This window comes from Scytonema hankhaensis NUACC26, assembly GCF_045865695.1.
In the GTDB taxonomy this organism is placed as follows: domain Bacteria; phylum Cyanobacteriota; class Cyanobacteriia; order Cyanobacteriales; family Nostocaceae; genus Scytonema.
This window is the reverse complement of sequence record NZ_BAACAP010000252.1, coordinates 73,662-89,123: the sequence shown is the minus strand read 5'-3', so window position 1 is coordinate 89,123 and position 15,462 is coordinate 73,662. Positions and strand designations below refer to the sequence as shown.

At 40.6% G+C, this 15,462-nt stretch carries 12 protein-coding genes; 7 read left to right on the top strand and 5 right to left on the bottom strand.

Annotated elements, in window-relative coordinates; all coding sequences use genetic code 11:
• The first annotated feature begins 67 nt into the window (after positions 1 to 67).
• Entirely contained in the window at positions 68 to 3,067 is a 3,000-nt protein-coding gene (locus tag ACKTT2_RS48855; protein WP_407900361.1) for a pentapeptide repeat-containing protein, read from the top strand.
• Between the two features lie 46 nt (positions 3,068 to 3,113).
• Here ACKTT2_RS48855 and ACKTT2_RS48850 read toward each other — a convergent pair whose 3' ends face one another.
• Positions 3,114 to 3,563 carry a Fur family transcriptional regulator gene (locus ACKTT2_RS48850; protein ID WP_407900360.1) on the bottom strand — a complete coding sequence of 150 codons (450 nt, stop codon included), beginning with the start codon at positions 3,561 to 3,563 and terminating at the stop codon, positions 3,114 to 3,116.
• A 581-nt stretch (positions 3,564 to 4,144) separates the two neighbouring features.
• On the opposite strand from ACKTT2_RS48850, the gene ACKTT2_RS48845 reads away from it, so the two are divergent.
• Both ACKTT2_RS48845 and ACKTT2_RS48840 read left to right on the top strand, forming a co-directional pair.
• Complete coding sequence (locus ACKTT2_RS48845) at positions 4,145 to 5,158, top strand: mechanosensitive ion channel family protein (RefSeq protein ID WP_407900359.1); 1,014 nt, start codon at positions 4,145 to 4,147, stop codon at positions 5,156 to 5,158.
• Between the two features lie 296 nt (positions 5,159 to 5,454).
• Entirely contained in the window at positions 5,455 to 6,408 is a 954-nt protein-coding gene (locus tag ACKTT2_RS48840) for an undecaprenyl-diphosphate phosphatase (protein ID WP_407900358.1), read from the top strand.
• Between the two features lie 192 nt (positions 6,409 to 6,600).
• Here ACKTT2_RS48840 and ACKTT2_RS48835 read toward each other — a convergent pair whose 3' ends face one another.
• Positions 6,601 to 7,473, bottom strand: coding sequence for an ABC transporter substrate-binding protein (locus ACKTT2_RS48835; RefSeq protein WP_407900357.1), 873 nt, complete (start codon positions 7,471 to 7,473; stop codon positions 6,601 to 6,603).
• A gap of 110 nt (positions 7,474 to 7,583) precedes the next feature.
• Entirely contained in the window at positions 7,584 to 7,838 is a 255-nt protein-coding gene (locus ACKTT2_RS48830; protein WP_407900356.1) for a hypothetical protein, read from the bottom strand.
• Positions 7,839 to 8,051: 213 nt separating this feature from the next.
• Here ACKTT2_RS48830 and ACKTT2_RS48825 point away from each other — a divergent pair, with 213 nt between their 5' ends.
• On the top strand, positions 8,052 to 8,183 hold the full coding sequence (locus ACKTT2_RS48825) for a hypothetical protein (RefSeq protein ID WP_407900355.1): 132 nt from the start codon (positions 8,052 to 8,054) through the stop codon (positions 8,181 to 8,183).
• A gap of 277 nt (positions 8,184 to 8,460) precedes the next feature.
• Entirely contained in the window at positions 8,461 to 8,979 is a 519-nt protein-coding gene (locus tag ACKTT2_RS48820) for a calcium-binding protein (protein WP_407900354.1), read from the top strand.
• 221 nt (positions 8,980 to 9,200) lie between these two features.
• On the opposite strand, the gene ACKTT2_RS48815 is transcribed toward ACKTT2_RS48820, so the two are convergent.
• Positions 9,201 to 9,983, bottom strand: a complete 783-nt coding sequence (locus ACKTT2_RS48815; protein WP_407900449.1) for an ABC transporter ATP-binding protein — start codon at positions 9,981 to 9,983, stop codon at positions 9,201 to 9,203.
• On the bottom strand, positions 9,983 to 10,969 hold the full coding sequence (locus ACKTT2_RS48810; RefSeq protein WP_407900353.1) for a FecCD family ABC transporter permease: 987 nt from the start codon (positions 10,967 to 10,969) through the stop codon (positions 9,983 to 9,985). Before ACKTT2_RS48810 ends, ACKTT2_RS48815 begins: the two co-directional genes overlap by 1 nt.
• 15 nt (positions 10,970 to 10,984) lie before the next feature.
• Here ACKTT2_RS48810 and ACKTT2_RS48805 point away from each other — a divergent pair, with 15 nt between their 5' ends.
• Positions 10,985 to 12,310: a TIGR03279 family radical SAM protein gene (locus tag ACKTT2_RS48805; protein ID WP_407900352.1), complete on the top strand. Its 1,326-nt coding sequence runs from the start codon at positions 10,985 to 10,987 to the stop codon at positions 12,308 to 12,310.
• 127 nt (positions 12,311 to 12,437) lie between these two features.
• Positions 12,438 to 15,281, top strand: a complete 2,844-nt coding sequence (locus ACKTT2_RS48800) for a family 10 glycosylhydrolase (protein ID WP_407900448.1) — start codon at positions 12,438 to 12,440, stop codon at positions 15,279 to 15,281.
• Positions 15,282 to 15,462 lie beyond the last annotated feature (181 nt).

Genomic DNA, 15,462 nt, shown 5'->3' with positions numbered 1-15,462 from the left:
TGTGACCTGTTTGAGCAGCTCAATAAATGATTAATAATTCTCATAGGCTGGCATTCCACATCTTATAATGAGTTTGAGTCTTCGGCATTGGTTAACAGAACACAATCTTGACATTCCCCATATAAGTCAATTTTCATCGGGGCAAATCGCTGGCTTGGCATTCCGTATTGTTCAAGATATGGAACTCAAAAGCTTGAGCATATTTGATATTTGTCCGTTAGTCGAAGTTTTAGAAATGCCTTTAGGGGCTGTTGTACTGGAAATTTCTGTTTTTGCACAACTCACTCAAAACCTAGTCACTGCCTTTAGCCAAAAAAAATCTTTAAAACGTAATGAGGGGACGTGGTTGGCGTTCCAAATTGCTTATCTTCGTGCTTTACACCAAGTTCTCAGCCAAGAAAAAAAACTACACCGACCTTGGATAGATAGGATGACGATCTCGGACAGATTGATTTCTCGTCCTCTTCCCGATGCCCAACTCCAAGCATTGCTGAAAACTCTCCGTCCTGGAAAACTCACTGATACTCAAGCCGAGCAAGCACTATCTGTAGTTGCAGATTCATTACTCGTCCAACAGATGAATAATGCCTCTGTTGCATGGTTATTAGCTAATAGTGCGGAAGAAGCAGAAGCTAAAGCGAGCGTACAGCGATTGGTGAATGGACTTGCAGGACATTTGCTTGCCGCAATTGCAGAAAATGCCCCCGCATTTGCTCAACTCCAAAAATTCTTTCGGTTAGGTAATTCATTACTTCCAAATTATACGTCAAATGCATCAGCAGCAGGTGACAAAATAGATTTGTACCGAGAACTCTACCGAGCTAGTTTAATTCAAAGTTACTCAGAACCGATATTTATAGAATCTTTTGCTCTCAAAGATATTTATGTCTTTTCTAAAGGTTTACCCACAGAAAAGGGTTCCCAGGAAATGGCAAAAACTTCTCAGTCTGTTGATTTAATGACATGGGCGCAACAACAACTTTCCGATTTAGAAACTGTTGCTTTAATTGAATCAGAAGCAGGTTACGGAAAAAGTAGTTTTTGTCAGATTTGGGCTGGAATAGTGGCTCAGGAAGTTTATCCTAACTGGATGCCCATACTCATTAATCTTGCTGAGGTGACTCCGGGCGACACTTTGGAAGAAACATTAAATTCTGGTTTTCGAGGAAACTTTCATATCCATCTTGCTGAATGGTTGGAATTATCTCATCCTAGGTGCCTTTTGCTTTTGGATGGTTTGGATGAGCTACCACCTTCTTCTATGGGTAAAAGAGCAAAAGCAATTTTTATTCAGCAATTGCTCGATTTTCAATCAAAGCGCCAACATAAAGTTTTCTTAACGAGTCGGTTATCAATATTGCCAGAAATTGCTCGAGAACTGCGATCGCAATTCAATCAAATAATTATAGAGCGTTGGGAACAGGATGAACTGAGACAATGGTTTCAACAATGGGCAAAAGTACAATCTTTACCAATTGCTCAAAATTTCTTTACATTTTTAAAACAGGCTGGAATTTTTTCTAAGAAACCGGAATTCCAACAACTTTCTGCTTTGGTTCGACAACCTTTAATGCTTTATTTACTAGGCATTTTACATCGTGATGAATTGCTTGATGATGAAATGTTGCAGCTCGCAGCTAAAGCTCAGTATAGAGGTGATGCTTCTTTGTTATGGGAAATTTACTACCGTCTAAGTAAATGGCTGTTAGGTTATCCTCAAGCTGAAGGTATTAAAACAGTGCAAATGAACTGGGGATTGAGTCATATTCACCGGACTCAAGAAGCGATCGCAAATCTGTTACAAGGTTACCACCCTGAAGAATTACTAGAAATTATGCAAGATACAGCGTTGCAAATTTTGCACTCCGGGCGGAGTCAAATAAGTTGGATTGATGAACTAGGCATATTACCAACCTTTTATTTCAAGCTAACAGAAAAACCTAGAAACTTTTCAAATCGCCAATCTCCAATCGCCTATTCCTTATCGTTTGCTCACTCTAAGTTGGGTGATTATTTTTGTGCTAAAGCTATAATTTTAGGTTTGAAACGGTTAGTTGAACGGACTACAAATGCGTATGGCGAACAAACTTTTGTTTTAGATTCAAGAAGTGAAATTGCTCTTCATCTCTACAAGTTACTTGGTTATGGTGTTCTCAGTTCTGAAATAGAAGCACTTGTTGTTGAGGGATTACGGCGCTCGAACAAGCGAGAGTTTTCTTTTGAAGTTCTGTGTCAGCGTCTGTTACCCTTCTGGTATACCTATTGTCAAGGGCATTGGTTAGATGAAGGTATAGGGCATCAAGCTTTGACTTATTTTCAGGTATTACAAAACCCTGTTGGCATCGAGCAAGTGAATGCAGCAGTGGGATTAAACGTTTTTTTATTGCTTTTTAGCAGTCATCAGGAAGCAAAAAAGGAATTTTTGCCCTGTGGTCATCCTGCTTCTTTAACAGAATTTAATTCAGAAGCGCTCATGTGGCTGATAGGTAGGACATCAATTTTAGGCAAAAACACTCTTATATCTCGCATTCGCTCCAAATCTTTTAGCTTTATCAATCTGTCAGGAGTTCATTTGGAAGACGTGATGCTAGCAGGGGCTGATTTTAGGCAAGTGAATCTGTCTCACGCTGAGTTAGTTGGGGCAAATTTAGCAGCAGCCAATTTCCAAGATGCAAATCTTGCAGGTGCAAACCTCTCTAAGGCAAATCTAAACCATGCTAACCTTATGGGAGCCGATCTTAGAGGTGCAAATCTCACAGGAGTGAATCTTGAGTCTGTAAATCTGACTAATGCCTGTTTATTTCAAGCCATGTTAACTGATGCCGATCGACAGATGGCTTTAAGCAAAGGTGCCATATTCTCATCAGAACAGTTTCAAATTATTAAAAGTTTACTGTCACAACAATATCTACTGAATGGCAGTAATACTACGGGTGATACAGTTGCTTGGACTCATAGTAATTTATTGGAGAAGGGAATTATTGAAAGTGTAGAAGGGGAACTGGTTCTTCCAGAAGATCCATACGAAGATTATGGAGACGACGCAACAGTGACCAGTGACCAGTGACCAGTGACTAGTAATCACCTGACCAGTGACCAGTGACCAGTGACCACTAACCATTCTGTTCTTTGTTGCGGTACCCGTAAAAATTAATACTGTAATCTGTAATTTTTACGCCTGTTTGTTCTTCTATGTGGCGAATGAAATCTTCTGGGAGTTCTATGTGAACATCAAGAATTTGATTGGTGTCTAAACAGTTAACGTGACTGTGAGAATCACTAATATTGCCATATAAACGCCCATCACAACGTTCGATGCACTCAATGATACCTTGGCTGGATAAGGCTTCTAAATTCTGATAAACCGATGTATGCCCAATTCCCTTCCCTTGCAAGTTTAGGCGATCGTAAATTTCTCGGGCAGAAAGATGCTCTTGTGCATCCCATAACAGTTCTAAAATAAAACGACGCTGGCGACTCACCCGCATACCAAGCTTCTGGCAGCGATCGAGAGCATCTTCTAGAGAACGAATTGGTTGTGTAGATAATACTTGTTTTTGCATATTTACTTTAAGTTTTTTAAATTAATGGGTTTCTTATCTCTGTTAAATGTTTATTTGTTATTCTATGTGATTTGCACTTTTGCTCCTCGAAGTCCGCCTCTTCCCAAGCCTTTGTTTGGAGCATTGGGGATAAGGCATATTGATATGACGTATCTTTTTTGCTTTTTAAGCCTAAATTGTTTACACCCTAATCTAAAACAAACTCATTACAACTTTAACTTAAAATTGCTGTAAACGTCTACTGTACTGCTGCTATCTTGTCAATAGTTAACAATTATTTGCTGTAGCAGCCCTCTGCCTCCTGCCTCATCGGCTCTTTCTTGACAAATCATCCTGGAACTTGGAGTGAAGAGAGGCAATATTGTAAATTAAAAGTTTAATTGTAAAATAAAAATTAAAAAATATCTATTTCGATGGTCTTAAGAGAGTCATGATTATCTAGGAGTGCATCTGCTAGGTACATAGTGCCATGACTACCTCTAGTCAAATGAAATCGCGCACCACTAAATAGAGTAATTGCTGTATCAAATGTTACAACTTTATCTCGACCAAGTTGTTCCCTAAATTAAAAATTGAAAATTATGATGAAATGGATTGTGCCAATTGGCTTTCTTCTGATTGGCGTACTTAGTGGAATTATTGGCGAAAAAGTTATTTTTAGAAAGCTGAAAAAGATTGCATTCAGCAAAAAATTCCCAATTGGTGAAGTACTCATTCAATCCTTAAATCGTATGCCGTTTATTTGGTGTACGTTAGCAGGTTTTTATGGTGCAGTTATTAGTTATCGTACAGAGCCAGAAATTACAGATGTTCTAAAAAGAGTTATTACTATTGCTTTTTTATATTCTGTAACTTTAGTTCTTGCTAGACTTACAGCAGGAATTATAAATCTCTATTTACGGAGAACGGAAGGACTTTCAGCGTCTTTGATTTCTAATGCTGCTAAAACAGCAGTTTTAGTTCTAGGCATACTCATTTTACTACAAACACTGGGAGTTGAAATTACACCAGTTGTCACGACTTTAGGTATTACGGGTATTGCAGTTGGTTTAGCGCTTCAAGACACATTAGCCAACTTATTTTCAGGGTTTTACCTAATTATCTCCAAACAAGTAAGAACTGGAGATTATGTAAAGCTAGACTCAGGCAACCATGAGGGTTATGTTACAGATATAACTTGGCGAAATACAACTATTAAGGAGCTTTCTAACAATGTTATTATTGTACCTAACTCTAAGCTAGCTACTGCAATTTTCACTAACTATCATCTTCCTGTTAAAGAAATTACCTTGATAATGAGTGTGGGTGTTTCCTACGAGAGCGATTTAGAACAGGTTGAGAAGGTTACTGTAGAAGTTGCGAAAGAAGTTATGCAAGAAGTAGCTCCAGAATTGATTGAAAATGAGCCTTATTTAAGATTTGAGGAATTTGCAGATTTTAGTATTAATTTTACTCTCTATATGCGGGTGAATGAGTTTTTCGATCAACGCATTGCCAGACATTTATTTGTCAAAAAGTTACACAAACGCTATCAACAAGAAGGAATTAAAATTCCCTTTCCAATTCGCGATATTTATGTTAGCAAGGACCAGTAATCAGTGACCAGTGACCAGTGACCAGTAATCAGTGACCAGTGACCAGTGACCAGTGACCAGTGGCTGGGAATTTTAAAAATAAATTATTGACTCTTCATACTTACTTCATATTAAGTATGATAAGACTGACGAAAATAGGTAAATATTAATAATTCAGTAAAATCCTGTAAGCTTTTTTAATCCTCTATTTTGTAACCTTTATACTTTTAAGTGCTTTTTTACCGGAGGGTTCTTGTAAGGAAGCGTTTGTGAAACTGTGTATAACTTATAGAAACAGCGATCGCAAGGTAAACTGAATGATTCTATCAAAACGTCAATTATTTGTAATTTTAAGTGTCTCATCCGCCGCACTCTCGGTTGTAGTAGAACCGTTAAAAGCTTTTGGTACGCAGGCTACAACCACTAACGGAGTACAGCAGATGAATATCTTCCAAGCTCTTGTACTGGGTTTTGTTCAAGGAGCTACGGAATTTCTACCTATCAGTAGCACGGCACATTTAAAAGTGGTGCCAGTGATGCTTGGATGGGGCGATCCGGGAGTCGCTTTTACCGCCGTCATTCAGCTAGGAAGTATTGCTGCAGTCCTGTGGTATTTTTGGGGAGATTTAACACAACTTGTTGTAGGAGCAACAAAAGCCATTAGTCGTTCCGATTACCAAGACAAAGACTTCCGCGTGAGTTTGGGAATTCTCATAGGAACTCTGCCAATTGTTGTTTGTGGACTTTTGATTAAAAAATTTATTCCCGATTTTGATAATTCTCCCTTACGTAGTCTAGGTGCAATAGCAATTGCTTCAATTTTCATGTCCATACTCTTGGGGGTTGCAGAAAAACTTGGTACGCGCAAGCGGGAATTCAGCCAATTGGAAATGTCAGATGGTATATCGATGGGATTAGCTCAGGCTATGGCACTCATTCCTGGTGTTTCTCGTTCTGGTTCTACCCTTACAGCAGGGCTATTTATTGGTTTGGAAAGAGCAACCGCAGCAAAATTTTCCTTTTTGTTAGGCATCCCCGCTATTACCTTAGCTGGTTTAGTGGAGTTAAAAGGTTTGTTAGAAGTCGGCTTTGGGGATATAGTTCCCTTGGTCGTTGGGACGGTTTCATCAGCAGTCTTTTCTTATTTAGCGATCGCTGGTTTATTACGTTTTCTTAAAACTAGAAGCACTTGGGTATTTATCTGGTACCGCTTGGTATTTGGTGTTGTAATTTTAGCGGCAATTGGGGCAGGAGTTTTGAGTAATCAGTGAGCAGTGAGCAGGGACCAGTAAAGTAGGGTGGGCAATGCCCACCATTCGATATTGGTTGGCATTACCCATCCCATGCTCCATACTCAAGACAGTCATTCATGGGAACATCTCACAACGAGGGAATAAAAATAATTCTTTTTCCATGCCTAATGCCCTATTTTCTAAATAGAGCCAGGGAACGAGGGTTGTTAACTAAGCTACTAAAGCTGCTTTCAATTGGTCGCAGGCTTTTGCAATGGCATCTATACTACCAGGATTGACAAGCCCGTAGTAATCAAACTCGTAAACTCGATTATTTTTTGTTGCTTTCAATTGGTTCCAAAAAGATTCTGATTTGAAAGATTTTAAAAGCCCTGGTTGGGGACTAACAACAATCAGAACTTCTGGATTAGCTTCCAAAATTTTTTCTGCTGAAAGAGTTATATAACCCGGTATTGGTGCTTTCCCTTGTAAATCAGCCGCTAAATTTTTTGCCTGAAATTTATCTAGTAAATCGCCAGCCCAGCTTTTTTTATTGGGTGCTAAAATCGGTTGACGGCTAACAAGTACTAAAGTAGATTCTGTTGGAATTGGATTATCGGGCAAAAAAGTTTGATACTGCTTTAAAAGTGGTGTTGGATCTGCATTAACTATTTTTGCCAATGTTTTCGTTAAATCTTGTAATCCTTCCCAACTATCAACTTTTGTTAGTAGAGTTTGGATACCCAATTCTTTAAGTCTACTTGTTGTCTGATTAGAAAAACCTTCTGCACCAATGACCAAATCTGGTTTCAGTGCTAAAATTTTCTCTAGATTAGGCGGCGTTTGACCTTCGCTTACACGGGGAATATCTTTAAAACGCGGGTCATTTTTGAATAAGTTGCTACCAGATATACCCACGATTTTTTTACTATCTAATCGAGAAATAATATCTGTGGAAAGAGATGTAAGCGTAACAACTTTTTCTACTGAGCGAGCAGGCGGCTGTGATGAGGTTTTTGCCTGCTCGTTTGTTATACTTGAGCAAGCAAAAATACCGAAAATTACTCCTATTAATAATCCAATTAAGATTAAGCGATGTTTCATATTATGTATGTTTGTTGCACTTGCAATACCCTGATTTTACCCCATCTACCTCCTAAGAAACACATTTTAAAACCCTTATGTATCGGGGCTTCCGGAAAATTGTGTTTCTTTCATATTTCACGGGAGCGCTCGCCGCGCCTGTCAGAGGCTCCTATCTTGCACCGGGAAATTTGAATGTCAATTCCTTGACTAAGTGCCAGTTCTCTAAGGCGTTCAATATCTTGTAAAAGAAGTAACACCACCAATTGTGGAAATATAGTTTGGAATGCGATCGCAGCGGCTTCTCCCCAATCAGGTAGGTTTGTCTTGGCGATCGCCGTTTGAAGTTGCGCCCAATGCGCCAAAACATAAGAAATAAGGGACAATACCAACTCCCAGTCCACTGCTACCGCATCCACCGCTACTGGCTACCGCTCCTAATTGCGATCGCGTCCACTTGCTACTCTATGGTTGCTATTAACCCACTAGTCTATGCATAATGGCATGACCATAGCTCACATCTAAACTTAACCCTCTAGTACAGGTATAACAGCATTCACAGTTTCCCCAATCTGCTATCCCTGGACTAGTGGATATGTGTGGCTAGCTGTTGTTGCGATCGCGTAGCGCAAGCCGTGACAGTCTCTCCGTTACGGGAAAATTTCCATATCGGATTCTATCGCGATCGCGCCCACCCCTCTTTCCAGATTTGGCTCAATATTGACCTATAACAAGCGAAACTACCCATAGAAGCATAGATCAGTGGCTTAATGGACGAACTAGGGTCGAATGGCGCGGGGTTATGGTGTGTGGTTACTTTTTTCTTGCGGTTCCTCTTTTTGCGTTGAGCTTCGAGGTTAGTTTTTAGTTTAGTCACATTTTTATGAGAATATTATTCTTGTGAATTTAATAATTGGTTTCCATTCCATACAGCCATCTGTAATTTAGTGTTCCACAACTTTTGGAAATTTATCTAACATTCAAAATATTCTTTAAGGAGAAAATTTCATGACAATTATATACGGAACTAGTGGCAACGATACCATTATTCACCAAGGGTCAGATAACCTGACTGCCTATGGTTACGGTGGTAATGACTATTATTGGAATACAGGTAGTGGTAATGATTATTTGTACGGTGATGATGGTGACGATATATTAACTGGTTGGATCGGTAATGATTACCTTCTAGGTGGTTATGGTAATGACTATCTTGATGGTGGGTTAGACAATGACCTCCTTTATGGTGGTACTGGTTCAGATACTTTAATTGGTGGTTCTGGCGCTGATAAATTCTACTTCTACTCCTGGTTTGAAGGTATTGACATTATCAAAGACTTCTCCTACACAGAAGGTGACAAAATTCAGATTTCCAAATCAGGCTTTGGTGTTTCTTCCACTAGTCAGTTCAGATACGACAATTTTACAGGTGGGTTGTTCATTCAGGGAACCCAATTAATCCAGTTCGCTATATTAGAGAACAAGCCATCTATTTTTTACCTTGAAGGTTTTGAGCTTGTTGCGTAAGAGACTCTGAATACCATCCTGTACGGATGTTGATTCAATTGTTGAATAGTGTGCAAATGGTCAAACTCTCACCGTCTGGCAGAGCACAGAGGACTTAATTTTGTATAAAAGCTGAGAATCTTTCCTTCTGCCCTTTGCCTTTCTCCGGTAATAATGCGATTTTAGGCACTTACCAATCCCCTCTTAAAAAGGGGGGAATATACTCTTAAAGTCCCCAATCCCTAATCCCCAATTGCCATTAAAGAACAAATTTGTAAACCCACTGGTGTTTCAAGTACAGCAACTTCTACACCTAAAACACTAGCTAAATTTTCTGGTGTTAACACCATTTTGGGTTCTCCTACAGCCCAAACTTTGCCTTGGTAAATTAGAGCTATACGATCGCTATACCGAGCGCCTAAGTTGACGTCATGCAATACTGTGATAATAGATATATTTTGTTCTTGATTTAGTTGTTTGAGCAACTCTAATAACTGCAATTGGTAGCGGACATCTAAATAAGTTGTTGGCTCATCCAAGAGCAACACTTGTGGATCTTGGGCTAATGCTAGCGCTAAAAATGCTCTTTGTCTCTCACCACCTGATAATTGTTCCACAGAGCGATCGCGAAATGTTTGCATCTGTGTTAGCCGTAAAGCTTGTTCCACTTTCTTTCTATCTTCTAAATCTAACTCCCATTGCCACCAAGGTTGATGAGGCGTGCGCCCTAGAGAGACTAACTGTTTGACTGTCAACCCTGGGGGTATTGTTTGCTGTTGTGGTAATAAAGCTAATTTCTTAGCGACATCTGTTGCTTTTTGAGTGTGAATTGCTTGTCCGTCGAGGAGTACAGTTCCTGTTTGCGGTTTTAACAAACGACTCATCAGTTTTAGCAGGGTGGATTTTCCCGAACCGTTAGCACCAACTAAACTTAACCATTCTCCCGCTTGAAGTGTGAGAGAGATATCTTGAATAACGGGTTTGCTTGCGTATCCACCAGTCAGATCTTGAGTTTTTAAGATTATCATTTGCGATTGTATAATAACCAGATAAATACAGGCGAACCTAGCAGTGCGGTGACTGCACCTACTGGTAATTCTACAGCGCCCAGACGAGAAAGCAGATCGGCTCCTGTTAAAACTAGAGCACCGCCTACAGCACTTAAAGGCAAAACAAATCGGTAATCTGTGCCAACAAATAAGCGGATACCGTGGGGAACGATTAAACCAACAAAGCCAATTAATCCGGCTATACTCACAGCACCTGCAGCAAGTAATGTAGCAACAGAGCCAATAATAATACGCGATCGCCCAAGTGAAACTCCCAATCCAACAGCTAGATCGTCTCCTAAATTTAACAAGTTGAGATTGCGACCGAGTAAAGATCCTAGGATTAAAGCTATACAAATATAGGGGATTGCGATCGCAACCAGATTCCATCCCCTACCGTTGAGACTTCCGATTAACCAACTTAATGCAGCTTGGATTTGTCCGTCTTCTGTTAAAAGCAATAAAACAGATTGAATTGCTCCAAATAACGAACTTACAGCAACTCCACCCAAAATTAACCTTTCAATAGAAATACCATCACCACTGCGAGCCAGAAGATAAACGAACAGGGTAGTCAATAAGCTGCCAATCCATGCAGCAAAGGGAATCCAACTTTGCAGTATTCCCAGAGCAAATATTGGGACAGCCACTAAACCCGCCCCAGCCGAAATACCGAGTAAGAAAGGATCTGCCAGTCCATTCCGAAGCATTCCTTGAAGCAGTGCGCCAGACATTCCTAGAGCCGCGCCTACCAGTATTGCTGCCACAGTTCGAGGTAACCGTAAATCCCAGATAATAGTTTGAGGTAGCGTATCGCCTTGACGAAGAACTGCCTGCCATAATTGGGATGGAGTCAAAGCAACCGCCCCAAAAGACAAGGAAATTCCTATTAGGAACACCAGTGCTACACTTAGCAGTAAAGTTGCTACTAGAACGCGGTTCTCTGAAATAATTTTTTTCATTAGTGTATATTCAAAATGGCTATTATTCATCCTGCCCGAATTACTAAAGTACTATCCGAATCTATCGCTGCAGAAATTGGATTTGAACCGGGAGACGCAATTGTTAGCATTAACGGTACAAAGCCCAGAGATTTAATAGATTATCAATTTTTATGTGCTGATGAAGTGCTGGAATTGGAAGTTTTAGATACTGCTGGCAAAACACATTATATAGAAATTGAAAAAGACTACGATGATGACTTGGGGCTAGAGTTTGAAACAGCTCTCTTTGATAGTTTAATCCAGTGCAATAATCACTGCCCTTTCTGTTTTATAGACCAGCAACCTCCAGGCAAGCGCTCTAGTTTATATCTTAAGGATGATGACTATCGACTCAGTTTTTTATATGGCTCCTACTTAACTCTGACAAATTTACCAGAACGAGAATGGCAGCGTATTGAAAGTATGCGCTTGTCTCCTCTCTATGTTTCTGTTCACGCAACTGAGCCAGAAGTTAGAATCAGATTGCTCAAAAATCCGCGTGCAGGTCAAATTTTGCAGCAGATTGCGTGGTTTCAAGAAAGAAGACTTCAAATACACGCACAAGTTGTAGTATGTCCTGGTATTAATGATGGCATTCATTTGGAACAAACACTCAGGGATTTAGCGTCTTTCCACACGGGTCAAGTCCCAGCTGTTGCTTCTGTAGCAGTAGTGCCAGTGGGTTTAACTAAGTTTCGCCCAAAAGAAGACGAACTGATACCCGTGAGTACAGAAAAGGCAAGGGAAACGATCGCTCAAGTGCGATCGCTACAACAAGAGTTTCGGCAAAAATACGGTCAAAACTGTATTTGGTTAGCTGATGAGTGGTTTCTGATTGCTAGAGAGGAATTGCCAGAAGAATCTGAGTATGCGGATTATCCGCAAATAGATAACGGTGTTGGTTCCATCCGTTTATTTCTCAGACAATTTTCAGAAACAGCCGACCGATTGTTACCCTCAAAGGTTGAACCTAGAAAATTTACTTGGGTTGTAGGTAATGCGGTAGAACAAGCATTTGAACCAATTATTCAACGATTGAACTCAGTTGAGGGGCTAGAGGTGAAAATGCACGCTTTGTCAAGTGATTATTGGGGGCAGAATATTACTGTAACAGGCTTGCTAACAGGTCACGATTTGCTACTAAAGTTAAAGGGGCAAGACTTGGGAAATGGAATTTTGTTGCCAAGTATCATACTGAAACATGGCGAATTGGTATTTTTAGATGATATAAGTGTTGAAGATGTGGCTCAAGCACTGGGTACAAAAATATTTCCAGTGTCAGGAGTTGAAGAATTGATTTTAACTTGTATTAAATGCTAAGAGCTAATAGCTAATGGCAATTAACAATTAAAAATCTTATTTTTTAATGGCACGTAGGTAGGGCTATGCCTTACAAAAGTTTAAGGTAGTGGGCTTTAGCCCTACCTACTAGTTACGAACTAAGATGATGCTGTGGGGGTTTATAGTGACAAATCGGAGACGAAAAATTCAAAAAGCAGGATTTTTAATTTTAAATTTTAAATTATTACTATTGAATTTACTAATTGCACCTGCTACTGCAACAGCAACAGAGCCAGTTATTAGTATTGTCCAAAGTACAGAAAATACAAATCAGTGGACGGGTATTACAAACCGTTTGCAAGCAGCAGGAGTAAAGTTCTGTATAGTTCCCTTGTGGAATGTGAGTAGCACAGCAGATTGGGGCGATCGCACTATCTTATTTATACCCAATGTTGAGTCCTTAACTCCAGGACAAGCGATTGCTTTAGAAGAATGGATGAGCAAAGGAGGGCGCTTGATTGCAAGCGGTCCTATGGGAAGCGTATCAGCACCAGGAGTTAGACAGCTTTTGCGTGCATTGTTAGGAGGCTATTGGGGATTTAGCCTTGAAAACGCACAACAATTACAACTTCCTCCAAAACCAAAAATTCAAGCTTGGGCAGATAAAAAGGAACTTTTTGGCAAAATACGTGGTGGTGTTGTTATTCCTGATGAATTAGCTACCACTCAAACTGCTGCTGTTTGGAATGCCAAAGATAATGCAGCCGCAGTGGTAGCCACCGAGCGTTCTACATTTTTTGGTTGGCGTTGGGGAGTCGATGCTGTTGCATCACCAGAGTTGGATACAGCTTGGTTACAAACAAGTATCAACCGTTTTCTCAAAAAATCTAAAACTGCCCCAACTCGAGTTCCAGGAGGTTCTGGCACTTGTAATACAACTTTGGCAAGGCTACCTTCTACTTCTGGAACGCAGAAAGTAGAGAGCAGAAGGGCAGAGGGGCAGAGAAGCAGGGGAGAAAGCTCCGCTTCATCTACCTCATCCACTTTATCCAAAACTCCTACCTCCCCACAACCCACAACTCCAAAGGGAAATCCAACTTCCCCCTCTCCAACTCCCTCCGCCTCCCCTACTCCCTATTCCCTACTCCCTACTCCCCGTATTAACATTGCACCGCCACTGAAGTCAGACGAAGCGATCGACCAATTAGAACAAAGGGTACGATTTAATGTCGATCCCAACTCACAATCATCCATAAGCTCGTCGGATGCGATCGGACTCCAACACGAACTCGAAAATCTGATTGGTAGAGTAGAGAGTTCTCGTTTGGCAGCTTCAATTATTAACGGAAACAGTAACAGCGCTCAAGCGACTAAGGCACAACAAACAGAAGTTGCATCAACAACACCAGGTTCGCTTGTTTCCAATACAGAACAAGTCATAGATAATGCTCGTGCAGTCGCTAAAAACTTGCCCCAATTGGTTGCACAAAGAAATTATGCCCTTGCTCGTCAGCAGTGGCAAACCGCAAGAGCAAATTTATGGAAACAATTTCCTCTCGACCAAAGACTAGCTCAACCAGAAATTCGGTCAGTGTGGCTCGATCGCGGAACAATTGTCCGTGCTAAAAACGAACAAGGGTTAGCCGTTATTTTTGATAAATTGGCTCAAGCGGGAATTAACACAGTATATTTTGAAACCATCAACGCCGGGTACACAATTTACCCCAGCAAAATTGCACCCCAGCAAAACCCCCTCATTCAAGGATGGGACCCGCTTGAAGTTGCGGTTAAGCTAGCTCATGAGAGAGGTATAGAATTACACGCTTGGGTTTGGGCGTTTGCAGCAGGTAACAGAAAACACAATATACTGCTGAACCTTAACCCTGAATATCCAGGACCCGTGCTTGCGGCTCATCCCGATTGGGCTGGCTACGACAATCGCGGTCAGATGATTCCTGTGGGACAGGGTAAGCCATTCTTCGATCCAGCAAATCCTCAGTTAAGGCAGTACCTACTAAATCTCTACGAGGAAATTGTCACTCGTTACAACGTCGATGGTCTGCAACTAGACTACATTCGCTATCCCTTTCAAGACCCCTCTGCTAACCGGACTTATGGTTATGGCATAGCTGCTAGACAGCAGTTTCAACAACAAACTGGGGTAGATCCAGCTACAATTTCTCCAAAAGACAGAGAGTTATGGCAAAAGTGGACGGAATTTCGGACTTCTCAAATTAATACTTTTGTTGCACAACTGTCAAAGCAGCTGCGAGAAAAACGACCGAATTTAATTTTGTCAGCTGCTGTATTTCCCCTACAAGAACAAGAACGCATTCAAAAACTTCAACAACAATGGGAAGTTTGGGCAAAGAACGGGGATATAGATTTGATTGTTCCTATGACCTATGCTTTAGAGACAGCTCGTTTCGAGCGACTAGCACAACCTTGGATCAGATCTTCACAACTGGGATCGGCGCTATTAGTACCGGGAATCCGCTTACTTTCATTACCCACCGTAGGTGCATTCGACCAAATTCAACTCTTGAGAGACTTACCCGTAATTGGTTACGCTTTATTTGCCACGGAGAACTTTGGTAGCGATCTACATAAAGTTTTTAGTGCAACTCAAGGAAGCATTCAACCCAGATCGCAAGAACTCATTCCTCACCGCCAACCTTTTAAAACTGCGGCTGCTCGTTACTCTGCTTTACAACGGGAATGGAAATTTTTGTTTCAAAATAATAAGTTGCAACTCTCGAACACAACCCTAGCCACATTTAATTCTCAAGCAGATATTGTACAAAGTGCTTTAGATCGGGTAGCGCAAGAGCCTAATTCTAGCAATTTGATTGCTGCAAAAGCCGTACTCACTCGTTTTGTGTCTCAATTTAGAACTTTAATGCGTGCTCCATCTCAAGAAAATTCCTATCAAGTCAAAGTTTGGGAAAATCGTTTGACTACGATAGATCGGTTATTACGTTATGGAGAACGCGCCCAAGTTCGCAAGTAAGGGATTTCCAAGAATTACATTACTCATCTTGTGGTACGGGCGAGGACGCCCGTACCACAAGAACAAGAATGCTGTGGTTCAATCCCTTAAAAAGAAATTTTTGTATAAATTAATTTTATTTTTTTGTATTTCTACGCAAGAAAATGTTTTATGACAAAGTAACAATGCAACAAGTCAGTTA

Excerpts from the sequence above, each read along its gene's own strand:
- ACKTT2_RS48855 (WP_407900361.1), top strand. The coding sequence starts at position 68 with ATGAGTTTGAGTCTTCGGCATTGGTTAACAGAACACAATCTTGACATT.
- ACKTT2_RS48850 (WP_407900360.1), bottom strand. The coding sequence starts at position 3,563 with ATGCAAAAACAAGTATTATCTACACAACCAATTCGTTCTCTAGAAGAT.
- ACKTT2_RS48845 (WP_407900359.1), top strand. The coding sequence starts at position 4,145 with ATGATGAAATGGATTGTGCCAATTGGCTTTCTTCTGATTGGCGTACTT.
- ACKTT2_RS48840 (WP_407900358.1), top strand. The coding sequence starts at position 5,455 with ATGATTCTATCAAAACGTCAATTATTTGTAATTTTAAGTGTCTCATCC.
- ACKTT2_RS48835 (WP_407900357.1), bottom strand. The coding sequence starts at position 7,473 with ATGAAACATCGCTTAATCTTAATTGGATTATTAATAGGAGTAATTTTC.
- ACKTT2_RS48820 (WP_407900354.1), top strand. The coding sequence starts at position 8,461 with ATGACAATTATATACGGAACTAGTGGCAACGATACCATTATTCACCAA.
- ACKTT2_RS48810 (WP_407900353.1), bottom strand. The coding sequence starts at position 10,969 with ATGAAAAAAATTATTTCAGAGAACCGCGTTCTAGTAGCAACTTTACTG.
- ACKTT2_RS48805 (WP_407900352.1), top strand. The coding sequence starts at position 10,985 with ATGGCTATTATTCATCCTGCCCGAATTACTAAAGTACTATCCGAATCT.
- ACKTT2_RS48800 (WP_407900448.1), top strand. The coding sequence starts at position 12,438 with ATGCTGTGGGGGTTTATAGTGACAAATCGGAGACGAAAAATTCAAAAA.